This is a genomic window from Enorma phocaeensis (assembly GCF_900186505.1).
Lineage (GTDB): Bacteria > Actinomycetota > Coriobacteriia > Coriobacteriales > Coriobacteriaceae > Enorma > Enorma phocaeensis.
Window position 1 is genome coordinate 321967 of the sequence record NZ_LT891970.1, and the last position, 26271, is coordinate 348237.

A 26271-nucleotide genomic window follows, 5' to 3' on the forward strand; every position below is an offset into this window, starting at 1 on the left:
ATTGGCGGTAAAATAATGGCGGTAAAAGGAGGCTATATGGCATACGAGCCGCCCTTTGAGAAGACGCCGGAAATTGATGACCTCGGCATGGAGATCGCCGAGCTTGTCGGCATGTTGCATCACGATTCGCATCTCGAGACCAGCCCAACCCTCCATCGCGAACTCCGCATCCGCACGATTCGCTCGTCGCTCATGATTGAGGGCAATACGCTCTCTGAAGATGCAGTCACCGCCATCATGGATGGCAAGCGCGTCCTTGGCCCAGCCAAGGACATTCTTGAGGTTGAAAACGCCCGGCGAGCATATGAGCTGATCGGCTCTTTTGATCCGTTGAACTTGGATGACCTTCTACACGCCCATCGCATCATGATGAACGGACTAATCGAGCATACCGGCTGTTTCCGCACGGGAGATGTCGGAGTCTTCAGCGGGGATGCGCACATTCACGCGGGGACGCCCGCGCGATACGTTCCTCAAGTCATGGCCGATCTCTTCGGCTGGCTCGCCGGCACCAACCTGCACCCACTTATCTCCTCGTGCATCTTCCACTATGAATTTGAGTTCATACACCCATTCTCAGACGGAAACGGCTGCACAGGCAGGCTTTGGCATACGCTGCTGCTTGCTCGCTGGAGGCCGGCTCTCGCCTGGTTACCCGTCGAAAGCGTCATTCGCGAGCGTCAACAGGGATACTACGCCGCTCTCGCTGCGTCAAACTCAGCAGGGTCGTCCGAGTGCTTTGTCACGTTCATGCTTCAGGTCATTCGTGATGCGCTGCTTCCCTTCGCACGACCAGAGAGCACCGAGGAAACCCGTACCACGCAAGCACTTGCCTATTTCTCGGAACATCCCAGAGGAACGGTCGCGGGTCTCACCGCCCTGCTCGACTGCTCCAAACGCTCTGCCGAACGCCTTGTGGCAAAACTTCGCAGCGAAGGCAGGCTCAGGCGAGAGGGTTCCGCCCGGGGTGGAACGTGGGTTGTTTAAGACGCTCCGGCAAACGTGGGCCTCTTTCGCGAATAGGGACGTTGGACTTCGCATCATGTCGGGACACCGCTACGCTGGAAGCCTCTCAACATCACTCGTCCTCATGATGGGCATCAGCCGTTCCTATCTCTGGAAGATCGAAACAGGAACGGCTGACGTAGGCATCGACGTTCTCATTGGCATCGCATGTGCGCTCGACATACCCGTGCGTGAGCTGGTGGACTTCTAAGCCCATTCACTAGAGCGGACCATCAAACCTCAGGAGGAAGAATCTCTGAGTAGAAATAGTCGTAAGCTCGATAATACGTGATGTCGATGGTATAGCCATCAGCGTTACGAAGCGTGCAGCTCATCGAGCTCTCATCCTCGACCGTGTCGAAGCCTGCTTCCCGACACTGCTCAATATAGGAGTTGAAATCATCCTCTGTGGCGCCGTAGGCTAAAACCTCAAACGACTCGTCATCATCATGCTCTACAGCAATCGCTGCAGCCTCCATCTGAGGCATCATGCCGGCAAGATCGCTTGTCGGCCACGTATCAGATTCGACAGTCTCCTTCGTCTCCCCCTCATCAAGCTCGTAAGTGTCATTGAGAAAATCGTAGTACTCGGAATAGATGTTCCCATCACTTCCGATATAGCGGATATGAGCCATATTAGGCTCCATCAGCTCATACTGCTCCATGGTAAGGGCATTCAGCGAGTACGAAAGCTCGCAGGTCCATGGATCAGCTTCGTCACCGGGCGCAGCGTAATGCTGGTTCTCCGCATCGACATACAACTCATCCGCATCAACAGGCGGGATGTAGCCGGAATCCTCAGCATACATGCCGTCGAAAACGGATCGCTGTTCATCAGTTACATCCCCTGACTGCGTGAATTCGATGCTGATGCTTACAATCGGATAATCGGAATTGTTCACATAGCTGAATCCAACACAGCGGTCGCCGTCGATGACCTCTTCTTGGACCGTCCAGTCAATCTGATCGATGGTAATGGCATCACCTGCCGGAACAGCCGACCCTTGCGATGCGACCGCAGCCGTTCCACCCTGTGCAGACCCCGCTTCCGTGTTCGATGAGCAACCTGCAAAAATGGTGATGCACAGCATGCCAATGATTCCAACCAAGGAACGCCTTCTCATAGCAACCTCTCATTCAGTTTTGCGTGATATTGGCTGTGCTTCCGTTATGCATTCTTTAGCAGCCTATTCGGAAATCCTTGTGACCGTCAGATTGATACTCTCGATGCTCTGCGTATCAACAAGGTTATCGTATTCCTCGCCGTTCTCATTGGTCATGAACGTCATGGTGATCTCGGTATTTGGTTCAACGCTTTGCCCGGTAACCACATATTGCCTTAAGGCTTCAGGATCCGCCACGTCGATATACGACCCATCATCCGTCGTGATATCGAACCTGATGTATCCTTGCCCATATGAATCATTGTATGTTCCCGCCATCGAAAGATACCCACACGTTGCCAGGTTCCGACCCGTGTAGTCCTTAACATAACGCGTGTACTTATCCGGCGACGGTTCTACAACGGTCAGATCGGGAGCCTGCTCGTTCGAGGAAACGGGAGCTACGTACAGAACGATCTCCTCGTAGTTCTGGACGTTAACCAAGTTCTCGTATTCTTCGCCGTTTTCATCGAGCATGAAAACGTAGTTCAATTCCGTGTTTGGAGCGAGGTCCTGAGCGACCACCATGTAATTCTGCAGAGATTCCGGCTGACCCCCTTCGTCTCCCTCGGAGTACTCAACATATGAGCCATCCTGGGTGCGGAAAATGATCTCGAGCGTACCCGCTCCATAAGCATCGCGTCGAGTTCCATCCATGGCGTTGTATCCGACCGAAGCCGCATTCATGCCAACGTAATCCTTTACGTACCACGTGTGTCGATCGGTCGATTCTTTGATAGCCACCTGCTCATGCACCTGGCTGGATGCTGACGAGGATGATGCATCGCTGCCTCCCCCGCCAGCCCCTCCCCCACCGTTGCATGCCGAAAGTGTCGCCGCCAGAACCAGCGCGCCTACCATTGCGATTGCCTTCTTCATTGCAGCACTCCTATCTCCCTCGAATATGTCTAGTCCCTGTTTGCAGCCTTCTCCTGCCGCTTAAGCACGAACAACCAAATCGATGCGACAATGAGCGCGATCGAGCCGATGACGAACACTGTGGACGCAATGCCCCAATCGTGCGTGCTGTTGGGGAGCACGCCGCGGTCGCTGAAGTCCCACACCATAAGGCGCGAGAAGGCAAGCATCAGAATGGCGAACACCGCTGCCCCGATGGGCTTGCCCCATGCGGCAAGCGCGAGAGCAATTGCTGCAATAGCAAGCCCTGCAAAGATAATGTATTGATACATAACCCAGGGGGAATCCTCCATCGAGCCGTATACCTGGGCGTATTCGAAAAGCGACAGGTCGGCGGCGTCGGCGGCGGTAAGACCCGTCGGCTCGTAGTACATCACATCGGGCAGCTGGGCCGCCGCCTCGCGATACTCCGCGTCGGCCGATGCCCACGGGAGGAAGAATGCCGCAACCAGCACGATTGCCGCCACGACCATAGCGATACGTGCGATGAGCTGCATCTTTGCATTGCTCTGCTCTATCGAGCGATCCGTTCCGTCCATATCCGATTCCTTCCTATTCGTTTTCCGACATCCCGGCACAAGCTCTTGCAGCTTGACCAAGGAATGCAAACGAGCCCTCGCCGAAGACGAGCTCGATGGGGACACCGTTTTCCGATTCATCAAGGAACGCAACGAGGGACCGGGCCGCGAGGGCATCGCGCTCATCATCAGCGCAATCACCCGTGATTGCATGCGCTATCTCCCGCATCAACCTCTGCGCTGCAGGGCTGGCGGGCGCTGCTTCATCAGCAAGCAGCTCATCAACCTCGCACACCCAGCCAGCGACCAGCAGAGCGGCTCCGTACCCGTCCGCATCGGCTGGCCCCTCGTCGCCCCGCAACACGCCGAGCACGGCAGCAACCAGCTCGCGCATACCGCGGCGCACGGACTCCTCATCCGCCTCCGCAGCCTGTAGCTCAGCCGTCGCAACCCGCACGGCACGTTCAGCACTCTGGATCAGCGCAGCCTCCATTACGGCGTACAAGCGATCATCGGTCGCCGCCGTTGCCGCCGCCTCCAGATACTCGAGCGTGCTTAGTTTGCCATCAAGCTCGGCACGGCGCCGATGCAGTACCGTCGCCTTCCGGCGCAGCGCACGCTCGAACGAGCCATCGTCTTCCATCAGATCAAACACCGCCGACTCGATCTCCTTGAGCGTGAACCCTGCCTTCATGAGCTGACGCACCAAATAGAACGCCAGCAGGTCCCCTTCATCAAAACGCGAATACCCCGGCTTGGATATCGCCGGCTCCCAGAACCCCAGACCGTCCCCGTTGGTATTGGGGTTGCATAGGTCCTGGATCATGTGGCGCGTGAGGCCCGTCAGGCGCTCGACGTCTGACCGCTTCCACATAGGCACCTCCCTCGCGCTCCATCCTGTACCGCCCGGTAACCGGGCGGCAAGGGAGCGTTGGCGGCGCACGGCGCGCTGCGCGAGCAAGCGGCGTTGCGCTTCTGAAGCGCTCATGGATTCCTCCCTTGGCAACCTTCGCTTCATACACCATCCCTTTCCTGGATATTTCGACCGGAAGCGAGCCCGGTCCTTCCATGAAAGGCGGTGTAATTCTTGCGAATCGATGGAAGCGTTTCCTCAGCTGCCAACTGAGTTTTGAAAACATGCCGGTAAACGGACGGTTGTGGGGCGTAGGCGTTACATGCTGAATGACGGGGCGGCTTTTCGCCCCTCGTGCCGACGAAAAGTGCACGGCAATCGCCAATGGCCTCGCCGTGCGCTTATGATGCAAACTACTTGATGAATGCCGAGGTGATTGACCTACCAGCCGTAAGCGTATACCTCAACCGTTTCGAACTCCGGCAGGCTATCAGAACTGGACACCTCAAACGGCACAGTTTCACCTTCCGCAGGAAGGGAGGTGTATCCCATAAAGCCAAAAACCATATTGCCCTGGGAATCGCGCCCTATAGCAACGACCTGCACCTGCGAAGCCATGCTCTCGCTGGAAAGCGATTCCAGCGTCACCTCACCCGTGACCACCAAGTCAGAGAACTGACCTCGCCTCCTCGAAACGTTGGAAATGGTCAGCCTGCTCGGTTCGCCCGCCACCGCCTGAACCTCCCAGTCATCTGGACGGTTCACGGAAAACTCGACTGTATCCGGCACGGACGAGCCGTCGCCCGCGATGCTCCCCCAATACCTTGTCTCGCCAGGATAGAGATCGTTGAGCACCTGATCGCTCGAGAAGAGGATGCTGCCATCGGCTGCTCTGCCCGTGACGACCACGGTGGGAAACAGCGCGAGGACATCTTCGGTGGTGTTCGTTATGGCGATTGCGAAATGCACGTAACCGTTGGACATATACCACGTCGACTCGGTAATAACCAGGCCACTTGCCGCCCGATCGGCCAAATCGGACGACGCGCCATCCGTGCCGTCCACATACGGGACGCCCATATCGGAGCGCCCGGCAGAGCTATCCGTAAGCGCTTGCGCCTTCTCTCCTTGTTGAGAGATGCTTGGAGAGGGATCGTCTTTGACAAGTAGATAGATGGCGGCACATGCGCACACGACAGCGAGCGCAGTAAACGCGAGCATAATGACCTTACGATGCGCGGGAAACCGCTCGGTGCGTTGGACGGGCACTTGTCGCTCGTACGATGCAGGCTGCTTCGCGTTTGGAGCATCCTGCGCGTATGCCGGCTGATTTCCCGGAAAGGCGCCCGGAATCGCCGGGACGGCGCCGCCAGCGCATGCAGCGGCAAACGCCGTCGCAAAATCCTCGACATTCTGGTACCGGGAGCTCGGCTCGAAGGCGCAAGCACGCCCAAGCACCTGGCACACACCTTCCGGCACCAGGCCTGAACAGCGGAGCTCGCCCTCGAAAGTCTTTTCTGCCAGCACGGCGCCCGTGAGCAGATAGCCCGCGAGCCGGCCGATGGCGTAGATGTCGGAACGGACGTCCACAGCAGCGAATCCGTGCTGCTCGGGAGCGGCGAATCCCCTGGTCCCCCACGCCTTTTCATCGCGCCTTGGCTTGTCGAACACCATCCGCGCGATACCGAAATCGATGAGGTGCGCACTGTCCTCGGCGAGCACCACGTTGCGTGGGGCGATATCCGCGTGAACCACCCCGTGCGCATGGAGCTCAGCGACAGCCTCGCACACATTCGCGACGATCGGCGCGACCTCTGCAAGCGGGAGGTGGCCGCGTCGTTCCATGACCTGCTCGAGCGTCTCGCCTGGCACGTAGTCACATACCGCCACGAACTCATCGGGCAGCTCGTACATGGAATGCACGCGTGGTAGATACGGGTTTTCGCATTCGGCAAGCGCTGCCCACACCATGCGGCGCACGCTTGCGAGCGGAATGCGTTTGCGCACGAACGGGCCGGCAGCATCGAGCGACACGAGCTCCGTCACGCCATCGATCCCATGTGCGAGTTGGCGCTCGACCACGTAGGCGTCGTCGATGCTCATGCCATGCAGCGCCTGCTTTTCTTCACGGTTCATACGGAACCATCCTCGGGATTCACCAGCGTGCGCTCGCCCAAGCGGTAGAGCTCGTCATCGCATTGCGCCAATGTGAGGCCACGCTCGATGCACCAGATGATGACGGCGTCGCGCGAGCGCTTGGGCCAGAGTTCAGAAACGCCCGCAAGTCTTAGGATCCGCTGCGTCTCAATAAGGCTGCAATGCAGGGCAAGCGCGAGCTTGATTGCGTTATCACGACCAGGGAGGCTCTTCCCCTTGAAGATATCGTAAACGAAGGTTTCGTTTACCGTCGACTCACGCACCACGGCAGAGCGCTTCATGCCGCGATCTTTTCTCAGCTCGTTAAGATAGTCAGATAGTTCACGATCGATGGTCTCGCCCTGGAGCAGGTAGTCCTCGGGTCTTGCGGCAGCACGAAGCTGCTCAAGCAGATCAGCCGTCAGATGCTCCTCGGTCATACCATCCCCCTCGTCCATCGCGCAGCATCACCATGATACCCCTCTTGCAAAATATGGCTTCTCATAGAGAGCCGCACGCTGTCGAAGAGTTCGGATTTGTTTTGATGTGAGAGGTACTTCTTGAAAACAGATGTTCGACTTACTCTTCCACCGCAGCTCGGCCTCGCCGCGCTGCCTCCGGCGCCTGCCGCGGCGCCTGAGCCTGGCGGACGCCCTCGGGCCCCCTATGCAGCGGTCGAGCCTGCCCGCGGCGACCTCGCGGTAGATCGTGGCGTCGCTGACGGCGAGGTCGGGGCGCTCGAGGAGGATCCTGCCCTCGAGCTGCTCGGGCGACCATCGCCCCTCGAGGACGCGCGACCTGACGAGCTCCAGCCTCTCGGGGTCGTCGAGCAGCCGGGGCCTGCGGCACCGCTCCCTGCGCGCCTCGTAGCGGCGCTGCGCGGTCGATGCCCGGTAGAAGCGCTCGCGCGAGTTGCGCCGCAGCTCCCTCGAGACCGTCGACTCGTCCCTGCCGATCTCGCGCGCCATCTCGCCGACGCGGCGCCCCTCGCGGCGCATGCGCATGATGTCCTCGCGCTCCCCGATGGTAAGATGCTTGTACCGGCCCACGGTCGCCTCCTGATGATGTTGTCGTCGCAAGCACCATCGTATCAGGGCGCCGTGGGCCGTCCCAGCTCGGGGCCGTTGCGCTTGAAATGAAAAACTAGGTGTGAGTTTTCGCCAAGGGTGCTGAGGCCGGCCATTCACAGCAACAAAACCGCAGGTCGCTGAAAGATCCAAAGTGCCTTGGGCAGGAGACTCGCGATCTTCACACCTAATACCGAATCGAATGTATTTTCACGTGGGCCCAAACGGCATCCCACGCCACCGAAACGCGGTTATTCCACCGCGAGCACCGTCCGGGAGTGCGGCAGGTAGGTCACGGTCGCATCGTCGTCGGCGGGGTCCCATGAATCATGGAAGGCCTCGTCGATAGTGAAAACATGGCGCGCGCCGGAAGCGTCCTCTCCCCTGAGCCGGTAGTCCACGCCGAACTCCCCGGCATCGCTGTATACCTCCACGTCACTCAGTTCGACAACCGCCGGAGACGCCAAGCACGGGATATCGAGCACGGGGCACAACACGAATCGCCACGCCAGCCATCCGAGGATGCCGATGGCGACGCACGCGGCGAAGGTGCGCTTCACCGGATGGGTCACGTCCACGACGCCCTGGGCGACAGGGCGCGCGATCCACGCGATGACGAGAACGAACAGGACGGCGCTGGCATACGTCCCCACGATGCCCGGCACCCCCATGATGAGCATGCCGAACCAGGAGCGCAACAGTATGCAGACGACGAACGCGATGGCAAGAACGGCCACGACGTAGCACCCGACGATGCGCCATACGGGCACGCCCTCTTGGACGGGGCTCCTCTCCACCTCCTCCTGCGCCACGCGGCTCTTGATCAACTCGACGAGCTCGTCTTGCGACATGCGCTTGAGCTCTTCCTCGGTTGGAGGCTCGACCCGCTTATCCTGCATGCCATACCTTTCCCTGTTTGCGGTGGCTACCGGGAGCACCAGCCGATACGCGACCAGAAGGCAGCCGCCGTCGCTGGTCCGCGGCTCTCTGCTCGCCCGCCGCCCCGCTTGCCTGCAACTCCCCGCCGGGCCACCTACTCTATCGAGAGCACCGTCTCCGAATGCGGCAGGTACGTCACGATGGCGTCGCCGTCGGCGAGGTCCCACGTGTCCGCGAAGCCCCGGTCGATGTCGAAGGTAAGCTCGCGGCCTTCGGCATCGGTGCCGGAAATCTTGAAGAACACCGAATCGTTGACGTTTTCACTGCCAAAGCTCACGTCCTCGAGCTCGACGGTGCTCGGCGAGGCGAGATATGGGATGTCGAGGATGGGGTTCACCACGAAGATCCACGCGACCAGAACGGTCACCGCAACGGCGGCGACGCTCGCGAGGAGCTTGGTAAGCAACTTGTCCGCGGCGATGATGCCGCCCACAACGGGCACCGCAAGCATGGCGATGATCAGACAGCAGCACACCGCCTTGAGGTACATAGACACGATGCCGGCGGTCCCCATGACGAAGAAGCCCATTGAGTTGAGCGTTATGCCGAAGGTGCCCACAACGATAAGCAGTACGAAGACGCTGCATCCAAGGCACGGCAGCACCGGGCGGGACCCGCGGATGGGGCCCTCATCGTCCTCGCTGGGGCTTGCCGGCCGGTCGTCAACGTGCGGAGACGCGTACCCGTAGCCGTCATCGAAATCGTCGGTCCCCATGCGGCCTCCTCAAAGCAAGGGCCGGCGCGTAAGGCACCGACCCTATGAGCGATTCTTGCCATACGGGATGACTGTAGCACCCGGCCATACGCGCACGGTGTCGCAAGACCGACGAGCCGCAAGCCCTTACGCATTCCTAACGCCGATCATGCCAAGCCCTTACCGCACCGCTATAGGAGACAACCCCCTCCCCGCGCTGTAACAGCGGCGGTGGACGGGAGCCGACGGCTTCGGCGGGGTGCCCGCACGCGGGTGCCGTCACCTGCGCACCGCCCGCACGCGGGCGTCCGGCTCCTAGAGGTGCGCCACCACGGCGTCGCCCATGGCTGCGCAGCCGAGCACGCGGTCGGCGGGGGTCGCGGCGTCGGCGATGTCGCGCGTGCGCCACCCCTCGTCGAGGACCGCGGTCACCGCACGGCGGATGTCGTCGGCGGCATCGCCCATGTCGAAGCTGTAGCGCAGCATCATCTCCACAGAGAGGATCTGTGCGAGGGGGTTCGCGATGCCCTGGCCCGCGATGTCGGGCGCGGAGCCATGGCTCGGCTCGTAGAGGGCCACGCCGTCGCCCAGGCTCGCGGAGGCGAGCATGCCGAGCGACCCGGTGATCTGCGCAGCCTCGTCGGAGAGGATGTCTCCGAACATGTTCTCGGTCACCACGACGTCGAAGGTCGCGGGGCGGTTGATGAGCTGCATCGCCGCGTTGTCCACGAGCACGTCCTCGAGCTCCACGTCCGCATACTCCGCATCGTGGATGCGGTGGACGATCTCGCGCCACATGCGGCTCGTCTCGAGCACGTTGGCCTTGTCGACGCTCGACACCTTGCCGCGACGTTTGCGCGCGGCCTGAAAAGCCTGGCGCGCGATGCGCTTGACCTCGTACTCCCGGTACTCGAGCGTGTCGTAGGCGCGCTGACCGGGCTTGCCGTCCGCGCCTGCGCCCTCCTCGTCATAGAAGCGCTCGCGCCGGCCGAAGTACAGCCCGCCCGTGAGCTCGCGCACGATCATCATGTCCACGCCGTCGATGACCTCCGGACGGAGCGTCGAGGCGTCTGCCAGCGCGGCAAAGATCTGCACGGGGCGGAGGTTGGTGTAGAGGCCGAGCTCCTTGCGGATCTTCAAGAGCCCCTGCTCGGGGCGCGGTGCGGCGGGGTCGGTCGTGTCCCACTTGGGGCCGCCGACGGAGGCGAGCAGCACAGCGTCCGAGCTGCGCGCGGCTGCGAGCGTCTCGTCGGGCAGGGGATTTCCGGTCGCGTCGATCGCCGCGCCGCCGATGAGCGCGTCCTCGCAGACGAACTCGACGCCGTACTTGGCGCCCACCGCGGCGAGCACCTTCTTGCCCTCGGCGATGATCTCGGGGCCGATGCCGTCACCGGGCAGGGTGCAGACCTTATGGCTCTTCTTCACGTTGCAACTCCAATCAATCGATGACGGACCGGATCCAAACGGGTTGTCCACGTTCCCCTCCAACATTCGGATGTCGAAATCCCTCATCAGCCGTAACGCACGAATTCGATGACTTACAGCTGGTTTAAACGTTTCAAACACGCTCTATTCAGCCGCAAGTCGCTCATTTTTTTGGACTTACGGCTGAGCATGCAATTTGGGATCAGCTTTATGCAATCGGCGCTTCGCTCTTACTGCGCTCCCATCCGACCGCCAAATGCCTATAGTGCCGCGAGCTTCTGGCGTGTGCGCTCCACCAGGCCGCCAGCCTCGATGATCTCGGCGATGAAGGGCGGGAAGGGCTCGGCGGTGAAGGTCGCGGCGGTATCAAGGTTGGTGATGGTACCGGTCTCGGTGTCCACGGACACGCGCGCTCCATCGGCAATGGCATCGACGGCCTCGGGGCACTCCATGATGGCAAGACCCACGTTGATGGCATTGCGGTAGAAGATGCGCGCGAAGCTCTTGGCGATTACGCACGAGACGCCCGCCGCCTTGAGCGCCACCGGCGCGTGCTCGCGGCTGGACCCGCAGCCGAAGTTCTCCTCGGCCACCACGATGTCGCCCGGCTGGACGCGCTCGTGGAACGTCGGGTCGAGATCCTCCATCGCGTGCGCCGCAAGGTGCGTATGGTCTGAGCTGTTGAGATAGCGAGCGGGAATGATGACGTCGGTGTCCACGTCGCGCCCGTACTTGAAGACGGTTCCCTCGAAATGCATGGGTGTTCCTTTCTGATGGGTTCCGGGGCCGCTGGGATGCCGCGGGACGGCTCGAGCCCGCGACAGCTCCAGAGCGGCAACCCGGTCAGCGTGACTAGTCCAAATCCGACGGGGCGCAGATGCGGCCGGCGACGGCGCTCGCGGCGGCGACGGCCGGGCTCGCGAGGTAGACTTCGCTCGTGGGGTCGCCCATGCGGCCCACGAAGTTGCGGTTGGTGGTCGAGACGCAGCGCTCGCCCGCGGCGAGGATGCCCATGTAGCCGCCCAGGCACGGGCCGCAGGTGGGGGTCGAGAAGACGCAGCCGGCGTCGATGAAGACATCGACCAGCCCCTCGGCCATGCACTGCTTGAAGACGGCCTGCGTGGCGGGGATCACGATGCAGCGGACGGTCTTCGCCACGCGGCGGCCGCGGAGCACCTCGGCGGCGGCGCGCATGTCCTCGATGCGGCCGTTGGTGCAGGAGCCGATCACCGCCTGGTCGACGGCGATGTGGCCGGACTCGCTCACGGGATGGGTGTTCGAGGGCAGGTGCGGCCACGAGACGCAGGGCTTGATGTCCGCAGCGTCGATGTGGATGACCTGCGCGTACTCGGCGTCCGGGTCGGCATGGTACTCCACGGCCGGGCGCTGGCAGCGGCCCTCGAGCCAGGCGCGCGCCACGTCGTCGACCTCCATGATGCCTGCCTTGCCGCCCGCCTCGATCGCCATGTTGGAGATGGTCATGCGGCCTTCCATCGACATGGCGTGAATAGCCGAGCCCGTGAACTCCATCGCCTGGTAAAGCGCACCGTCAACGCCGATGAGCCCGATGATGTGCAGGATGACGTCCTTCGCCGTGGCACCGTCCGTCAGCTCGCCGTCGATCTCGAACTTGATGGTGGGCGGAACCTTGAACCAGGCGCGACCCGTCGCCAGGCCCACGCCGGCATCGGTGGAGCCCACACCCGTGGAGAACGCGCCGAGTGCTCCGTAGGTGCAGGTGTGCGAGTCGGCGCCGATCACCAAATCGCCCGGCACCACGACACCCTGCTCGGGCAAAAGCGCATGCTCGATGCCCGCGCACCCCTGCTCCCAGTAGTGGGTGACCTTCTGCTCGTGCGCGAAGTCGCGCATCTTCTTGGTCTGCTCGGCGCTCTTGATGTCCTTGTTGGGCGCGTAGTGGTCGGGCACCAGGCACACGCGGTCGCGGTCGAAGACCTGCGTGGCACCGAGCTCGCGGAACACATCGATCGCGATGGGCGCGGTGATGTCGTTCGCGAGCACCAGATCGAGATCGCACTCGACGAGCTGGCCGGGGCGCACCTCTTCGAGCCCGGCGTGCGCCGCGAGGATCTTCTCGGCTACGGTCATGGGACGTGGCATGTGATTCTTCCTTCCGTACTTAGTCATGTGCACCCTTCATCAACTGGCACGGGCGCGTGTCGTACATAGGGTTACCAGGCTACTTACCCTGATCGGAGATGAGGCGGTTGAGCGCGTTCAGATAGGCCTTGGTCGAGGAGACGATGATGTCGCCGTCCGAGCCGCGCCCGATGTAGACCTCGCCGTTCTCCGCGGTCACGCGCACGGTGACCTCACCCAGCGCGTCGATGCCGCGCGTCACGGCCTTGACCGAGAACTCGGAGAGGTCGTTCGCGACGGCCACGATCTTATCGACCGCCTTGTATGCCGCATCGATGGGACCGGTGCCGTAAGCGCATTCGGTAAAGGTCGCGCCATCGACGTTGGTGAGCGTGATGGTCGCCGTCGGGGTGAGGGGGAATCCGCACGACACCTGCACGGCATCGAGGTCCCACACCGCCGTGGAGACGCGCTCGCGCTCGTGCACGATGCTCTCCAGATCCTCGTCGTAGACCTCCTTCTTCTTGTCCGCCACCTCGAGGAAGGACTGGTAGATGTCCTCGAATTCCTCGTCGGTGAAGGTGAAGCCGAGCTCTCCCATGCGGTGGCGCAGCGCCGCGTGGCCCGAGCGCGCCGTGAGGATGATCTGCGAGCCGCCGGCGCCCACGTCGGCGGGGTCGATGATCTCGTAGGTATCGCGCGCCTTGAGCACGCCGTCCTGGTGGATGCCGCTCGAGTGCGCGAAGGCGTTGGCGCCCACGATGGCCTTGTTTGCCTGCACCGTCATGCCGGTAATCGAGCTCACGAGCTTAGAGGCGCGGGTGAGCTCCTGCGTCACGATATCGGTGTGCGCGTCGAGCTCGGCGCCGTGCATGCGGATCGCCATGACGACCTCTTCGAGCGCCGTGTTGCCCGCGCGCTCGCCCAGGCCGTTGATGGTGCATTCCACCTGTGTGGCGCCGTTGCGCACGGCCTCGATGGCGAGCGCGGTGGCCATGCCCAGGTCGTTGTGCGTATGCACCGAGATGGTGACGTCTTCGATACCGTCCACGCGCTCGCGCAGGTCGGCGATGCGCGCGCCGAAGGCCCAGGGCATGTTGTAGCCGGTGGTGTCGGGGATGTTCACCACCGTGGCGCCCGCCTTCACGGCCGCCTCGATGATGCGCACGAGGAAATCCTGGTCGGCGCGGCCGGCATCCTCGGCGTAGAACTCGACATCGTCCACGAAGTTGCGCGCGAGCTTCACCGCATGGATGGCACGCTCGATCGCCTCGTCCTCGGTCATGCGAAGCTTGTCGCGCAGATGGCTCGGCGAGACGCCCAGACCGGTGTGGATGCGCGGGCGCTTGGCGGTCTTGAGCGCCTCGGCCGCGACCTCGATGTCCTTGTCCACGGCGCGCGTCAGGCCGCAAACGGTGCATTTGTCACCGGCGATACGGCCGATCTCTTCCACGCTCTTGAAGTCGCCGGGGCTCGAGATGGGGAAGCCCGCCTCGATGACGTCCACGTTCATGCGGATGAGCTGACGCGCGATGACGAGCTTCTCCTCGGTGTTCATGCTGGCGCCGGGTGACTGCTCGCCGTCACGGAGCGTGGTGTCGAAGATGTTGATTTTCCTGGTCATGCTTCCTCCTGCTCTCGCCCGTGGCGGTCGTGCCCGGGCTGCTTGCTTGGTACTTGCAGGAGGTAAAGCGTTTCCATGCGATACACGAGAAGCACCCCGCCGCGTTTCACGTCCTGCAAGACGTCCGTTACGCGTGGGGTGCTTCAGATGAATCATCTAGCGGATAAGCAGACGAAGTACCCTACGCGCAAGCGCCTAGTAGTAGCTCGTCTAGGGATAGCATCAGCGCGGCAGCGGCCACCCGGGCCATCCGTGCGCTGTTGTTCGATGCGTGCATCATGTGCCATCCCTTCGCCCGCAGCGCCCGGCGGGCACTGCATTGCGCTAAAGTCTAGCAGAATGTGAGCGGTGCGCAAGCCTGCTCTCGGTAAGCGTTCCATCTGTTAACGCGTTGGCAGAGAATCGCCTCGGTCCGGCCGGGCATCGGTCTCTGCCGGGTTCGTGACGGGCCGCTGGCTAGTCGTCGATCTCGGCCAGGTCGGCCTGGCGGTCGTAGAAGTGGTTGCGGGTCACGTAATCGCGCACCTGGTCCCAGCTCTCCTGCGATTCATACAGCGAGCTATTGAGCTGCGTGATGGCTCCACCACTTGCATTGTCGAAGGCATGCTCCAGCGTAGCGCGGTTGAACGAGTAGACGTTCGCGTCGTAGGCCGTCTCATCTGACTCCTGCACGGTAAAGATTACCGTCTGCAGCTCGGGATACACGCTGAACGCCGCCACCGCGTTATAGACCAACGCGCGGTCGATGGCATCCCCGTCGATATCATCCAGCACTCCGGCGTACCAAACGCCGTAGCTTGCGTTGCCGCCCTGTTCCGCACCCGTGCTCGACACGTACATGCTCAGCGGCAGGTGCTCGAAGAACCCTTGGTCGGGCAGGCTGTTTCCCGTATAGCTCTTGAGGTCGTCGACGGGATGCGCTGCGATGGCATCGTCCACCGCCTTCGTAGCCTCGTATTCACGTTGGTCCTCAGCATCCCCATAACCCGACGTCGCCCCTGTACCGCCCTGAGCGCTCTGGCCGTTTCCCTGGCTGCCGTCGTTGCCCTGACCGTTCCCGGAGCTCTGGTTCTGCTGTTCGAGCCACTGGCGCTCCGCCTCTGCTTCGGCAGCATCCTCGGCACGGTCGAGCGCCGGGTCTATCACGAACTCGTAAACGCCCGCAGCGACAGCGAGCACGAGCACCACTGCCGCGGCAATGATGGCGATCCTCTTCCACGGCATCGCTGCCTTGCCATGTTGGTTCGCCGCTCCAGCCACACCTGACGGCGGCTGCGCCACGCCTGGCACCGTGCCCGCAGGCGAACCTGAGCCGGTAGCGGCAGGCGGCACTTGAGAAGCCGGGGCCGATGCGGCGGGCATGACGCGCGTGGGCGCCGTCCCGGCACTCGTCTGTGATGCCGCACTCGCTGCCGAGCCTGCCGGTGACGCCTCATCTCCCGTTGGCTCGGCATCCTCCCGCAGATCATCGAGGCTCGTGAAGCTCGCCTTCGTCTTCTCGAGCGCTTCGGCTTCGCTCATGCCGGATGCGATATAGTCCTCGTAGCGTGCGACGAGGTTCCCGTAGATCTCCTCTTTCAGCTCGATGTTCTCGGCCGTGAGCATCCTCCCCTCGAAGAGATGCTCGACGTACATACGCAGCTCGTTCATCGGTCTCCCCCGTCCTGCATGAGCAAATGGTCGATGATATCGCGTACGCGGACCCACCGCTCGGTCGCTTCCTTAAGCTCGCGGGTTCCCGCCTGGGTCACGCGATAGTACTTGCGTCGGGCGCCCTGCGTTTCGTCGCCCCAGTAGCTTTGAACGAATCCCTGCCCTTCCAAGCGCTTAAGGCTTGTGTAGAGCGAGGGCTCCTTCATCTCGTACTCCCCATGGCTGGCGGTCGCTATGTGCTTGAGAATCTCGTACCCATAGCTGTCGCCGTCCTCGAGGGTGCACAAGATGATCGCGTCGATGTTCCCCCGAATCAGGTCGCTTACCGCATCTCGCGCAGACATCAGCTCACCTCCCGGCATAGGGCGCGGGCGTTGCCTCACTCCATAGGCTACATACCCCGCTTGCTTGCGGTTACTGTAGCACATGATACTATGTGTGTCGATATACTATTCTAGATATATATTTTTCGTTGTAACGTTTCTCGCTGCAGACTCCTACACGCAGCATCGGGCCCACGGGTGAGATTAATGACGCGTTACAAGGTGCGCCGAGCGAGCATCTCGTCTTGCATGCGATAAAGCGAGCGAGTTTGTCCCATGACAATAAAAAATGCCGGCTCACTGATGCGAACCGGCAGGTAATTGCTTCTTCTTTTTCATCACCAGCGTGTCTGGACCGCGCAGAACCAAGCGCAGGTCTCGCTGTTCGTTGCGGCTATTCTCGAATATTGAGCAGCTAGAGCGGAGCTACCAGCGATATTCTCTGCCGTACGCTCAATACTAGCCAATCCATTCAACATCGCAGTATTCTTTTTTAGCAACTTCTCGTTTTGGGCGATGATGATCTCGTTTTGCAGAATTATCTGCTCCTGTTTTTCGATTACCTTGTCTAGCTTTTGCTTTATCTCCTCTAGGTTGAAGTGCAGCAACGCTTCTGAAAGAGTGAGGTTAGACGATTTCAAGAAAGAGTACAGGAAATCTACAGCGTAAAGATTGCGATACTGGTTAGGAATGATGTTGAGATTGTAGCTCTTGCGCAAAAGATGTTTAGCTTGGCTGAGCTCGCTTTCAATCGACTCCGCAGCCTGCTTCTTCCTTTCAACTTTCGCCTGTTTTCTTATCCACTTATCCTGCGCCGTAGGAAGGAAGTTTTCCTCGATTCTCCTCAAAACATTATCGCCTTCAACGGGATCCACTTTTCCCCATATACGCCTGGTGTATTTGCCCAGACCGAACAAGCCATCCTTATATAGAATTATGTTCTTGCGAAGGTCTTCCATAGCCTGTTTGTCGAGAGCCCTCCAATACATTTCCTTACCCCATTGGCCTAGGTCCACACACACCGAAACATGTTTAGGATCAAGATTGCCTTCCGCGAGATAGACCTCACCATGAGCATTGCACAATATTTGAGGATATTCTCCGTTCCAGCGAACAAATACATATCCCTGCAACTCAAGCCTGCCTGTGAAACGATTCACTCGTATGCACCCAACATGGTTCATATTCGCAGCATGGCGATACGCATACAAGCTGGAATCCCGCAACCGGCTGTGGCGTCTAACTGCAAACTCGAGAGCTTCGAGATTTCTCAGATAGATAATGAGAGCCTCTCTGTTTAATTCTCCAGACGCGCGCTTGGCACCGCGAGAACCCCCTTGGCGCGACGCACTGCTCGACGCGCTAACAAGGGTGCCGCAATTCGAGCAGAAGCGCCCCGAACCAACAATTTTCGCGCCACAATCGCTGCAGTACATTTAGCACTTCACAAATATCAATCGTTGCTCAAGATGAGTTTACATCGTTGAGCGGACACCGAATTGCGCGATCGAACTCCTTGACACGCATTGTCTCTCTGAGTCTGGGTCTCCTAGTGTCGCGCTCGGCCGCCACCACGCATGGCTATGATGACCTAAAATGGCCCCATCCCGAAAGAGGCCATTCGGCGCATGAAAAAGCCCGGTGCCGAATGGCAACCGGGCTTAAGCAGATAAGCTTTGAGGGCGGCGCAGGCTACTCAGCCATGAAGTCGCGCTGAACGGCGGGGTCGACCTTGACGCCAGGACCCATGGTCGAGGAAAGGGCGATGCTCTTCACGTAGCGACCCTTGGCGCTCGAGGGCTTGACGCGCAGGATCTCGGTGTAGAGCGCGGCATAGTTCTCGACGAGCTTCTGGTCATCGAAGGAAACGCGGCCAACCGGCACATGGCAGATGCCGTAACGGTCGGCGCGGTACTCCACACGACCAGCCTTGAGCTCGGAAACCATCTTCGCGACGTCCATGGTCACGGTGCCGAGCTTGGGGTTCGGCATGAGGCCGCGAGGACCGAGGATCTTACCGATGCGACCGACCTTGGCCATCATGTTCGGCGTGGCGATGGCAGCATCGAAGTTGATCTCGCCGCCCTGGATGGCAGCAACGAGCTCGTCGGAACCGATGACGTCGGCACCGGCCTCTTCAGCCTCGCGGGCCTTCTCGCCCTCGGCGAAGACGGCGACGCGCACGGTCTTGCCGGTGCCGTGGGGCAGCGAGATGGAGCCACGGATGTTCTGATCGGCCTTACGGGTATCGATACCCAGGCGGAAGTGAGCCTCGACGGTCTCGTCGAACTTAGCCGGCGCGACCTCCTTCACGAGGCGGACGGCCTCGAGCGGGGTGTAGAGCTTGAACTTCTCGACCTTCTCCGCGGCGGCGCGGAAATTCTTTCCATGCTTAGGCATGTTCTACCTCCTGTGGTCAACGGGCAACGCCCTCCCACATCGATGTGCGCCCCATTGCGCACGAACGGGCCCGCCCCCATGGCGAACCCGTAGGATACAAAGTTACTCGGCGATGGTCACACCCATGGAGCGGGCGGTACCGGCGACGATCTTCTTGGCGGCCTCGATGTCGTTGGCATTGAGGTCCGGCATCTTGATCTCGGCGATCTTGGTGAGCTGCTCGTCGGTGAGCTGGCCGACCTTGTCGCGCTGCGGCACAGCGGAACCGCTCTTGAGCTTAAGCTCCTTCTTGATGAGGTGGGCCGCCGGCGGAGTGTGGCACTCGAACGAGAACGAACGGTCCTCGAAGACGGTGATGACGACGGGGATGACGTCGCCGGCCTTGTCCTGCGTAGCGGCGTTGAACGCCTGGCAGAACTGCATGATGTTTACCTGGGCAGCACCGAGCGCGGGGCCCACGGGGGGCGCCGGGTTGGCCTGGCCGGCAGGAATCTGGAGCTTGATGACGGTAGCAACCTTCTTCTCAGCCATCTTGAAACCTTCCTGAACCTTAACGGTACCTAACATGCTATATCGTCAGCGCCCGCTCGTTAGAAGCACCCTTGTTGGTGAGCGGCCTACAAGGGAACGGGCACGCGCGAACGGACAACTAGGCGATAACGGCCACCTGATCGAAGCCGAGCTCGACGGGCGTCTCGCGGCCAAAGATCATAAGCGTGACCTTGACCTTGCCGGCGTCTGCATTGACCTCGGACACCTGGCCATCGAAGTCCGCAAGCGGGCCGGAGGTGACGCGAACAGCCGTGCCAACTTCGAGACCCACAGCGGTGCGCTTGGGAGCCTCGCCCTTCTTGGACTTATGCATCATCTTGTTGTACTCGTCACGAGAAAGCGGCGAGGGCTTGCCATTTGCACCGAGGAAGCCGGTCACGCCCTGCGTGTTGCGCACGCAGGTCCAAGCGTCATCATCCATCTCCATGCGGACGAGGACATAACCCGGGAAGATCTTGACGTCCTTGGTCTCGCGCTTACCGCCCTCTTTGATCTCGGTAACGCTCTCGATGGGAATCTCGATGTCGAAGATGCGATCCTGCATCCCCATGGTCTCGATACGGTGCTCGAGGTCGGTCTTGACCTTCTTCTCGTATCCAGAGTAGGTGTGAACGACATACCAGCGCTTGGTCATGTTAGCTCCTCAGACCCGAGACGAAGAACAGGCCCTCGCCGATGATGAAGTCGAGCGCGGCGATCGCGATGCCCACGACGACGAGTGAGACGCACACGGCGACGGAGAAGTTGACGAGATCCTTCTTGCTCGGCCAGGTGACGCGACGCATCTCCGTACGAACCGAGGCAAAGTAGTTCTTCACGCGCGTGAAGATGCCTGGCTTGGTGCTCTTCTTGGCCTTCTCCTTGGCTTTAGCAGCCTTAGCCTTGGCTTCGGCCTCGGCCTTCTTGCGCTCGGCGGCGAGATTCTTCTTCTCGGCCTTGGCATCCTCGCGCGAGGACTTGGCGGTAGAGGCCTGAGAAGCAGGGGCCGTCTGCGGCTTGTTCTGCTGGGCCTTCTTCTTATGCTTCTTGTTGGCCATTCCACTACCTCCGCGCAAAAGCGCTTTACACTAGAAACCGTAAGCCTCGAAATCGAGGCTTACGGATTGATAACTGGCACGCCAGGAAGGACTCGAACCCTCAACACTCGGTTTTGGAGACCGATGCTCTACCAATTGAACTACTGGCGTGTAGATGCTAAGAGACTAACGAGTCTCTTTGTGCAGCGTGTGATGACGGCACCAGGGGCAATACTTCTTGATCTCCATACGATCCGGCATGTTTGCCTTGTTCTTGGTGGTCGTATAGTTGCGACGCTTGCACTCGGTGCATGCAAGGGTGACGAGAGTACGCATGAATCAATTACCTCCAAATACCGCCCCGTACGGGCACGATGGGATACGATAGCATCTGCCTTCGACTTCTGTCAATGTAAAGTTGTGTTCCAGCATCTATCTGCAGACACGTTACATAAACCGCCTGCAATCGACGCTCCCGACAGCATGCCGCGTACACAGTGCGCCAGAACCTGTCCAATGCGCACGTGGCAGGGTGTCGGGAAAAGTCCCTCAGGCAATCGCAATAACGATCATCGCATCGGCTGCAGTTCTGCTTGGGCAGGGTTCGACATCGTCATCGCAGCAGATCCCCTGAGAGAGAAGAACCCGGCTCCCCCGAAGAGGAGCCGGGTGCAAGATCACGCGATCTGAGCCAGTAGCTCAGAGTTACTCGATGATCGTGGAGACAACGCCCGAGCCGACGGTGTGGCCACCCTCGCGGATAGCGAAGCGCAGGCCCTCCTCCATGGCGATCGGGTGGATGAGGTCGCCTTCGATGGTGATGTGGTCACCAGGCATGGCCATCTCGGTGCCCTCGGGGAGCTTGACGGTGCCGGTCACGTCAGTGGTACGGAAGTAGAACTGCGGACGGTAACCATCGAAGAACGGCGTGTGGCGGCCGCCCTCCTCCTTGGTGAGGACGTAGACCTCGCCGGTGAACTTGGTGTGCGGGTGCACCGAACCGGGCTTGCAGAGAACCTGGCCGCGCTCGATGTCCTCGCGCTTGATGCCGCGGAGCAGGATGCCGACGTTGTCGCCAGCCTCGCAGAAGTCCATGGTCTTACGGAACATCTCGATGCCGGTGGCGACGGAGGACTGGGTCTCCTTGATGCCGACGATCTCGACGGGCTCGTTGAGCTTGAGCACACCGCGCTCGACACGGCCGGTAGCAACGGTACCACGGCCGGAGATGGTCATGGTGTCCTCGACGGCCATCAGGAACGGCTTGGCGTCGTCGCGCTCGGGGGTCGGGATGTAGGTGTCGACAGCGTTCATGAGCTCACGGATGGAATCGTACCACTTCTCCTCGCCGTTGAGGGCGCCGAGAGCGGAGCCGCGGATGACGGGGATGTCGTCGCCGGGGAAATCGTACTCGGAGAGGAGCTCACGGGTCTCCATCTCGACGAGGTCGATAAGCTCCTCGTCGTCAACCATGTCGCACTTGTTCAGGAACACGACGATGTAGGGCACGCCGACCTGACGGGCGAGCAGGATGTGCTCGCGGGTCTGAGCCATGGGGCCGTCGGTAGCAGCGATGACCAGGATAGCGCCGTCCATCTGGGCAGCACCGGAGATCATGTTCTTGATGTAGTCGGCGTGGCCGGGGCAGTCGACGTGAGCGTAGTGACGGGTGGCCGTCTCGTACTCGACGTGAGCGACGGAGATGGTGATGCCGCGCTCGCGCTCCTCGGGGGCCTTGTCGATGTTCTCGAAGGCGGTGAAGTCGGCCTTGCAGCCATCGGTCTCGGAGAGAACCTTGGTGATGGCGGCGGTCAGCGTGGTCTTACCGTGGTCCACGTGGCCGATGGTGCCGATGTTAACATGCGGCTTAGTACGCTCGAACTTTTCCTTGGCCATAAAGCCCTCCTCCTTGAGGTCGTCCCCGGCAGGGACATGCCCTTTAACTTAAGTGGCTCCCCCATGCGGGAAAGCCACCTTGTTACCTGGTAGCGGTGACTGGATTCGAACCAGTGACGCCACGGGTATGAACCGTGTGCTCTAACCAGCTGAGCTACACCGCCGTACTGGAGCCTGCAACCAGACTTGAACTGGTGACCTCTTCGTTACCAACGAAGTGCTCTACCGACTGAGCTATACAGGCGCTTGCTTGCTGGTGGGAGCGCAAGGATTCGAACCTTGGTAGGCAGAGCCAACGGGTTTACAGCCCGTCCCCATTAACCACTCGGGCACACTCCCAATCAAGCAAGACCCGCAAAGCTGTTTGTCCATGCCGGAGCAAGCACCTCCGCGAGCGAGTGAATAGTATTACGGCTGGCCTCCCTCTGTCAACCGTTTTGCTCTAATACACGGTGCCGGGCGTATCTATCCTTTCACAATCTCCCTTGTGAGCTGGGGTTTTAGGCAAAGCCTCTCGATAAACTCCTGTGAAAACGCTATGGACGAAGGGCGTCGTACAATAATGGCTTCACCGTCTCAGACGGCTTGATTCTCGAGCAGATCCTCTACGGTTACGTCATCGCCGCTGCCCGCGTCACGCCTCGCCATTCCGTCGCGCCGCTTGAGCGCATGGAACTCGTTGGCGCTGGTCCCTCCGTGAACAGACACTGAGACATGAAACACGGGCGCCGCGAAGTCCCCGTTCTTGGCGATCGACTCTGCCGATTCGTCCGGAAGCGCGCGTACCTCCCATGGTCAGTGTAACGGCTTCCTTGGTCCTGTCGCGCGCCCACCGGTCGGCAACGCCCCGCAAGGCACCTTGCATCTCCCGCTCTTCGATCTTTCGCATGGGCGCGCGGTGTTAGGTACTATCGACCTCGGTCGCGAGCTTGACCCTGCCGTTCTCCGCTTCGTACACCACGAAGTCGAAATAGGATGCCGCGCTCCCTTCTTTACGATTGGTTTTTCTAAAGCAAGCCATGCTTACGGTAGGGCTTTATACACTTAATCAACGTTGCCCTGTCACCTTCGATATCGCGCGACCAGCGCATTCGAAACCAGGCCCGGTGCTGCTATCACCGTTCACTACACGCGAACGGCAGAACTCGGCCTACCTTGAATCGGAAGCAGCAATCCACGGGTTGTGGGAGATAGCGAAACGGGCTCAGTCCCACAAGGAAACCGAACCCGCATGCTTGCATGGAGCCAGCGACAGGAATCGAACCCGCAACCGTCTGATTACAAATCAGAAGCTCTACCGTTGAGCCACGCTGGCACGCCCGCGCCTGAGCGCGATGCCCCTATAGGATACTGAATGCCCCGGACGGCGGCAAGGCCGCAATGCTGATGATAGAAGCCCCATGATTGCTGACCAGCGAGCTCTTCAGCAGAAGCCGTCGTGTTCGTCCCCACGATAATGCCCGCTTTGGCCATCCCTTCAGCGACAACTAGTCAAGCTTCTGACTCTGTATGCAAATTGGGAGCCATAGTTCTTGAAGCGTATACACAAATATCCCCAGAACCCTGTTTCGCGATTTTGCTCGATGCGGGTTACGGTGGTCAACACCAATCTAGCCGAGTAGACAACGATCCTACTTTGTATCTAGCTGCGGATTCAGTATCGAGTTTGGCCTGTCTACCCAGCATTTTTCAATTTGACCACCGTAACCCGTCATGAATATAAAATCAAAGCAGTGAAAGCCGTCTTTGATCGCAGCTCAATGAAGAAAACGGCTTTGAAGATGCCTCTTTCGCGCACTAAGAGGGGCGCTTTACGGATTCGGCTGGTCACCTCGCGCTAACCGCGCGAGAAGAACGACGCATCAGCCGCGCGCCATGGGCGCAGGCCGCTCTCCTCCACGGTCACGTGCGCGTGCTCCGGCACGTCCTGCCACTTCACGGTGTAGCCGGCGCCGTGGGAGCAAAAGACCGAGTCGGGAGTGTTGGGCAGGTCCGCCTCCGGCTCGTACGCTGCGCGAGCGATAACCGCATCGGCGTCGTGACAGGTATCGTAGCCTGCGAACTCCAAGCGCAATCGGCCACGGCCACCGGTGTAGCCCGCCACCTCGAGCGCATACTCCCGCATCTCGGATGAGGGAGCATTGCCAGAGATCTCGGCCATGTCGCCTTCGATCTTAGGAGGATCGAACGCAGCGGACATGCGCTGAACGTCGGCAAGGGCGCGACCGATCTTCTCTGCGGGAACTCGCAGGTAAAAGCGGTACCAAGGTTCCAAAAGCATGCAGGCGCCCGCCGCGCGAGCCTCCATGAGGGCTTGCCGGATCGCCCGATAAGTCGCCTGCCGGAAGTCTCCGCCCTCGGTATGCTTGGCATGCGCTCGCCCACCAAGAAGCGTGATGCGCACGTCTGCGATGGGAGCGCCGACGAGCACGCCGCGGTGCTCGCGCTCGAGTACGTGGGTGAGGACGAGGCGCTGCCAGTTTCGGTCGAGCGCATCCTCCGGGCATCGCGTACCCACCTCCAGCCCCGCACCGCGCGGCAGAGGCTCGATGAGCAGCTGGACCTCGGCGTAATGCTTGAGCGGTTCGAAATGGCCCACTCCGCGCACCGGCGCGGAGACGGTCTCGCGGTAGAGAATGCCTCCCGGGCCGAAGGCCACCGATAGGCCGTAGCGCTCGCGCAACCGCTCCTCGAGCACCTCACGCTGGACCGCCCCCATAAGCTGGACATGCACCTCCCCGAGCTCCTCCTGCCAAGATGTGCCCAGCAGCGGGTCCTCGTCAGCGAGCTCGCGAAGCGCACGCACGAGCGCATGGACGTCGCAACCTTGGGGGATGACCTGGTACGAGAGGACCGGAGCGAGCGCCGGGGCGAGTCCGCTAGGCTCAGCGCCCAGGACACTGCCCGGCACCACATGCGAAAGCCCCGTCACCGTGCAGATTCGCCCCGCAGGCACCTCCGCGACCGTCTGGTACGACTCGGCGTCGTAGAGGCGCACCTGGTCGATCTTCTCCTCCCATGGCTCGCCGCGATCGACGCCGGAAACCGTGGACTTGGCTCGAAGCACACCGCCGGTGACCTTGACCCAAGCGAGGCGCTCCCCGTGCGCGTTGCGACTCACCTTGTAGACGCGAGCTGCGAAATCCTGCGGCCACGCCCTTGAGACAACAAGCTCGCAGAGCCCCTCGAGGAACTCCCCCACACCCGCACCTTTGAGCGCCGAGCCGAAAAACACCGGGCAGACGAGCCGTTCTGCCACAAGGCGCTGAACGGTGGCACGGCCGAGCGAGCCACTGGCGAGGTACTCGTCGAGCGCCTGCTCGTCTGTAGCCGCTGCGTCTTCGAGCGTCTCGGCATCGCCTGTAAGCAGCGCGGCACCGTCGACGGCAGCTGCCCCCAAGCGCTGGCGCAGGCTATCCAGAAGCTCCGCGCGTACGGCATCATCCGCATCAACGGCGAGGTCCATCTTGTTCACGAACACCATGACGGGCACGCCGTAGCGACCGAGCAGCTCCCACATGGTCTCGGTGTGGGCTTGCACGCCGTCGGTTGCGCCAACCACCAGCACCGCGTAATCGAGCGCCTGGAGCGTCCGCTCCGCCTCTGCCGAAAAGTCCACGTGGCCGGGTGCATCCAGCAGCATAAGATGCACGCCGTGCACGTCGAAGGCGGTCTGCTGCGAGAAGATCGTGATACCGCGCGAGCGCTCCATGGCATCGGTGTCCAGATGCGCGTCGCCATGGTCCACGCGGCCTACGCGGCGAATAGCGCCCGCCTGCGCAAGCAGCGCCTCCGCAAGCGTCGTCTTACCGGCATCTACATGGGCGACGAGCCCCACCACCGCCTGCTTCATGCACTCCACGCGTACCCTCTTCTACCTCGAATCTTCCAGAGCAAGTATGGCACATGCGCAGCTCGGACGCTCATCTCGCCGCGCCGCGCCGCGCAAGACGCAAAGGGGCGCCGGCACGCGCCGACGCCCCTTGTTG

General features: G+C 60.9%; 25 protein-coding genes and 5 tRNA genes. 2 read left to right on the forward strand and 28 right to left on the reverse strand.

What is annotated here, in order from left to right; genetic code table 11:
• Positions 1-36: 36 nt before the first annotated feature.
• Together C1717_RS07615 and C1717_RS07620 are read left to right on the forward strand one after the other, a co-directional pair.
• Entirely contained in the window at positions 37-987 is a 951-nt protein-coding gene (locus tag C1717_RS07615) for a Fic family protein (RefSeq protein WP_102372625.1), read from the forward strand.
• A gap of 55 nt (positions 988-1042) precedes the next feature.
• The gene (locus tag C1717_RS07620; RefSeq protein ID WP_102372626.1) at positions 1043-1216 is read left to right on the forward strand and encodes a helix-turn-helix domain-containing protein; all 174 of its coding nucleotides are present in this window, start codon (positions 1043-1045) and stop codon (positions 1214-1216) included.
• 22 nt (positions 1217-1238) lie between these two features.
• Here C1717_RS07620 and C1717_RS07625 read toward each other — a convergent pair whose 3' ends face one another.
• From C1717_RS07625 to C1717_RS07765, 28 genes are all read right to left on the reverse strand, one after another.
• The gene (locus C1717_RS07625; RefSeq protein WP_102372627.1) at positions 1239-2096 is read right to left on the reverse strand and encodes a DUF6591 domain-containing protein; all 858 of its coding nucleotides are present in this window, start codon (positions 2094-2096) and stop codon (positions 1239-1241) included.
• Positions 2097-2192: 96 nt separating this feature from the next.
• Entirely contained in the window at positions 2193-3047 is an 855-nt protein-coding gene (locus C1717_RS07630) for a hypothetical protein (RefSeq protein ID WP_102372628.1), read from the reverse strand.
• Positions 3048-3076: 29 nt separating this feature from the next.
• Entirely contained in the window at positions 3077-3625 is a 549-nt protein-coding gene (locus C1717_RS07635; protein WP_102372629.1) for a hypothetical protein, read from the reverse strand.
• A 13-nt stretch (positions 3626-3638) separates the two neighbouring features.
• The gene (locus tag C1717_RS07640) at positions 3639-4478 is read right to left on the reverse strand and encodes a helix-turn-helix domain-containing protein (RefSeq protein WP_102372630.1); all 840 of its coding nucleotides are present in this window, start codon (positions 4476-4478) and stop codon (positions 3639-3641) included.
• A gap of 420 nt (positions 4479-4898) precedes the next feature.
• On the reverse strand, positions 4899-6593 hold the full coding sequence (locus tag C1717_RS07645) for a protein kinase domain-containing protein (RefSeq protein WP_102372631.1): 1695 nt from the start codon (positions 6591-6593) through the stop codon (positions 4899-4901).
• Positions 6590-7033 carry a helix-turn-helix domain-containing protein gene (locus C1717_RS07650; RefSeq protein ID WP_102372632.1) on the reverse strand — a complete coding sequence of 148 codons (444 nt, stop codon included), beginning with the start codon at positions 7031-7033 and terminating at the stop codon, positions 6590-6592. The genes C1717_RS07645 and C1717_RS07650 overlap by 4 nt, the downstream gene beginning before the upstream one ends.
• A gap of 27 nt (positions 7034-7060) precedes the next feature.
• Entirely contained in the window at positions 7061-7642 is a 582-nt protein-coding gene (locus C1717_RS07655; protein WP_102372633.1) for a helix-turn-helix domain-containing protein, read from the reverse strand.
• 269 nt (positions 7643-7911) lie between these two features.
• The gene (locus C1717_RS07660) at positions 7912-8559 is read right to left on the reverse strand and encodes a hypothetical protein (RefSeq protein WP_102372634.1); all 648 of its coding nucleotides are present in this window, start codon (positions 8557-8559) and stop codon (positions 7912-7914) included.
• Positions 8560-8693: 134 nt separating this feature from the next.
• The gene (locus C1717_RS07665) at positions 8694-9314 is read right to left on the reverse strand and encodes a hypothetical protein (protein ID WP_102372635.1); all 621 of its coding nucleotides are present in this window, start codon (positions 9312-9314) and stop codon (positions 8694-8696) included.
• A 294-nt stretch (positions 9315-9608) separates the two neighbouring features.
• Positions 9609-10718, reverse strand: coding sequence for a 3-isopropylmalate dehydrogenase (gene leuB, locus C1717_RS07670; protein WP_102372636.1), 1110 nt, complete (start codon positions 10716-10718; stop codon positions 9609-9611).
• Between the two features lie 260 nt (positions 10719-10978).
• Positions 10979-11476, reverse strand: a complete 498-nt coding sequence (locus tag C1717_RS07675; protein WP_102372637.1) for a 3-isopropylmalate dehydratase small subunit — start codon at positions 11474-11476, stop codon at positions 10979-10981.
• A gap of 94 nt (positions 11477-11570) precedes the next feature.
• Complete coding sequence (gene leuC, locus C1717_RS07680) at positions 11571-12839, reverse strand: 3-isopropylmalate dehydratase large subunit (RefSeq protein ID WP_180965883.1); 1269 nt, start codon at positions 12837-12839, stop codon at positions 11571-11573.
• A 79-nt stretch (positions 12840-12918) separates the two neighbouring features.
• On the reverse strand, positions 12919-14442 hold the full coding sequence (locus C1717_RS07685; protein WP_102372638.1) for a 2-isopropylmalate synthase: 1524 nt from the start codon (positions 14440-14442) through the stop codon (positions 12919-12921).
• A gap of 456 nt (positions 14443-14898) precedes the next feature.
• Entirely contained in the window at positions 14899-16092 is a 1194-nt protein-coding gene (locus C1717_RS07690; protein WP_102372639.1) for a permease prefix domain 1-containing protein, read from the reverse strand.
• Complete coding sequence (locus C1717_RS07695; protein WP_102373093.1) at positions 16089-16439, reverse strand: PadR family transcriptional regulator; 351 nt, start codon at positions 16437-16439, stop codon at positions 16089-16091. Before C1717_RS07695 ends, C1717_RS07690 begins: the two co-directional genes overlap by 4 nt.
• Before the next feature lie 317 nt (positions 16440-16756).
• A complete protein-coding gene (locus tag C1717_RS10510) occupies positions 16757-17854 on the reverse strand; it encodes a zinc ribbon domain-containing protein (protein WP_146003679.1) in 1098 nt (365 codons plus the stop codon).
• A 256-nt stretch (positions 17855-18110) separates the two neighbouring features.
• Entirely contained in the window at positions 18111-18818 is a 708-nt protein-coding gene (gene rplA, locus C1717_RS07710) for a 50S ribosomal protein L1 (RefSeq protein WP_102372642.1), read from the reverse strand.
• 102 nt (positions 18819-18920) lie between these two features.
• A complete protein-coding gene (gene rplK / locus C1717_RS07715) occupies positions 18921-19349 on the reverse strand; it encodes a 50S ribosomal protein L11 (protein WP_102372643.1) in 429 nt (142 codons plus the stop codon).
• A 118-nt stretch (positions 19350-19467) separates the two neighbouring features.
• On the reverse strand, positions 19468-20004 hold the full coding sequence (gene nusG, locus C1717_RS07720; RefSeq protein ID WP_102372644.1) for a transcription termination/antitermination protein NusG: 537 nt from the start codon (positions 20002-20004) through the stop codon (positions 19468-19470).
• 1 nt (position 20005) lies between these two features.
• Positions 20006-20407, reverse strand: coding sequence for a preprotein translocase subunit SecE (gene secE, locus C1717_RS07725; RefSeq protein ID WP_102372645.1), 402 nt, complete (start codon positions 20405-20407; stop codon positions 20006-20008).
• 74 nt (positions 20408-20481) lie between these two features.
• Positions 20482-20557, reverse strand: a tRNA-Trp gene (locus C1717_RS07730).
• Between the two features lie 15 nt (positions 20558-20572).
• Positions 20573-20722: a 50S ribosomal protein L33 gene (gene rpmG, locus C1717_RS07735; protein WP_102372646.1), complete on the reverse strand. Its 150-nt coding sequence runs from the start codon at positions 20720-20722 to the stop codon at positions 20573-20575.
• Positions 20723-21091: 369 nt separating this feature from the next.
• Entirely contained in the window at positions 21092-22282 is a 1191-nt protein-coding gene (gene tuf / locus C1717_RS07740; protein ID WP_102372647.1) for an elongation factor Tu, read from the reverse strand.
• 87 nt (positions 22283-22369) lie between these two features.
• Positions 22370-22446, reverse strand: a tRNA-Met gene (locus tag C1717_RS07745).
• Positions 22447-22450: 4 nt separating this feature from the next.
• Positions 22451-22526, reverse strand: a tRNA-Thr gene (locus tag C1717_RS07750).
• 10 nt (positions 22527-22536) lie between these two features.
• Positions 22537-22621 (reverse strand) — tRNA-Tyr (locus tag C1717_RS07755).
• Between the two features lie 901 nt (positions 22622-23522).
• Positions 23523-23597 (reverse strand) — tRNA-Thr (locus C1717_RS07760).
• A gap of 522 nt (positions 23598-24119) precedes the next feature.
• On the reverse strand, positions 24120-26135 hold the full coding sequence (locus C1717_RS07765) for an elongation factor G (RefSeq protein ID WP_102373094.1): 2016 nt from the start codon (positions 26133-26135) through the stop codon (positions 24120-24122).
• Positions 26136-26271 lie beyond the last annotated feature (136 nt).

Coding starts and splice junctions, on each gene's coding strand:
- C1717_RS07615 (WP_102372625.1), top strand. CDS start 37: ATGGCATACGAGCCGCCCTTTGAGAAGACGCCGGAAATTGATGACCTC.
- C1717_RS07620 (WP_102372626.1), top strand. CDS start 1,043: ATGTCGGGACACCGCTACGCTGGAAGCCTCTCAACATCACTCGTCCTC.
- C1717_RS07625 (WP_102372627.1), bottom strand. CDS start 2,096: ATGCTGTGCATCACCATTTTTGCAGGTTGCTCATCGAACACGGAAGCG.
- C1717_RS07630 (WP_102372628.1), bottom strand. CDS start 3,047: ATGAAGAAGGCAATCGCAATGGTAGGCGCGCTGGTTCTGGCGGCGACA.
- C1717_RS07635 (WP_102372629.1), bottom strand. CDS start 3,625: ATGGACGGAACGGATCGCTCGATAGAGCAGAGCAATGCAAAGATGCAG.
- C1717_RS07640 (WP_102372630.1), bottom strand. CDS start 4,478: ATGTGGAAGCGGTCAGACGTCGAGCGCCTGACGGGCCTCACGCGCCAC.
- C1717_RS07645 (WP_102372631.1), bottom strand. CDS start 6,593: ATGAACCGTGAAGAAAAGCAGGCGCTGCATGGCATGAGCATCGACGAC.
- C1717_RS07650 (WP_102372632.1), bottom strand. CDS start 7,033: ATGACCGAGGAGCATCTGACGGCTGATCTGCTTGAGCAGCTTCGTGCT.
- C1717_RS07660 (WP_102372634.1), bottom strand. CDS start 8,559: ATGCAGGATAAGCGGGTCGAGCCTCCAACCGAGGAAGAGCTCAAGCGC.
- C1717_RS07665 (WP_102372635.1), bottom strand. CDS start 9,314: ATGGGGACCGACGATTTCGATGACGGCTACGGGTACGCGTCTCCGCAC.
- C1717_RS07675 (WP_102372637.1), bottom strand. CDS start 11,476: ATGCATTTCGAGGGAACCGTCTTCAAGTACGGGCGCGACGTGGACACC.
- leuC (WP_180965883.1), bottom strand. CDS start 12,839: ATGCCACGTCCCATGACCGTAGCCGAGAAGATCCTCGCGGCGCACGCC.
- C1717_RS07685 (WP_102372638.1), bottom strand. CDS start 14,442: ATGACCAGGAAAATCAACATCTTCGACACCACGCTCCGTGACGGCGAG.
- C1717_RS07690 (WP_102372639.1), bottom strand. CDS start 16,092: ATGAACGAGCTGCGTATGTACGTCGAGCATCTCTTCGAGGGGAGGATG.
- C1717_RS07695 (WP_102373093.1), bottom strand. CDS start 16,439: ATGTCTGCGCGAGATGCGGTAAGCGACCTGATTCGGGGGAACATCGAC.
- C1717_RS10510 (WP_146003679.1), bottom strand. CDS start 17,854: ATGTACTGCAGCGATTGTGGCGCGAAAATTGTTGGTTCGGGGCGCTTC.
- rplA (WP_102372642.1), bottom strand. CDS start 18,818: ATGCCTAAGCATGGAAAGAATTTCCGCGCCGCCGCGGAGAAGGTCGAG.
- rplK (WP_102372643.1), bottom strand. CDS start 19,349: ATGGCTGAGAAGAAGGTTGCTACCGTCATCAAGCTCCAGATTCCTGCC.
- nusG (WP_102372644.1), bottom strand. CDS start 20,004: ATGACCAAGCGCTGGTATGTCGTTCACACCTACTCTGGATACGAGAAG.
- secE (WP_102372645.1), bottom strand. CDS start 20,407: ATGGCCAACAAGAAGCATAAGAAGAAGGCCCAGCAGAACAAGCCGCAG.
- rpmG (WP_102372646.1), bottom strand. CDS start 20,722: ATGCGTACTCTCGTCACCCTTGCATGCACCGAGTGCAAGCGTCGCAAC.
- tuf (WP_102372647.1), bottom strand. CDS start 22,282: ATGGCCAAGGAAAAGTTCGAGCGTACTAAGCCGCATGTTAACATCGGC.
- C1717_RS07765 (WP_102373094.1), bottom strand. CDS start 26,135: ATGAAGCAGGCGGTGGTGGGGCTCGTCGCCCATGTAGATGCCGGTAAG.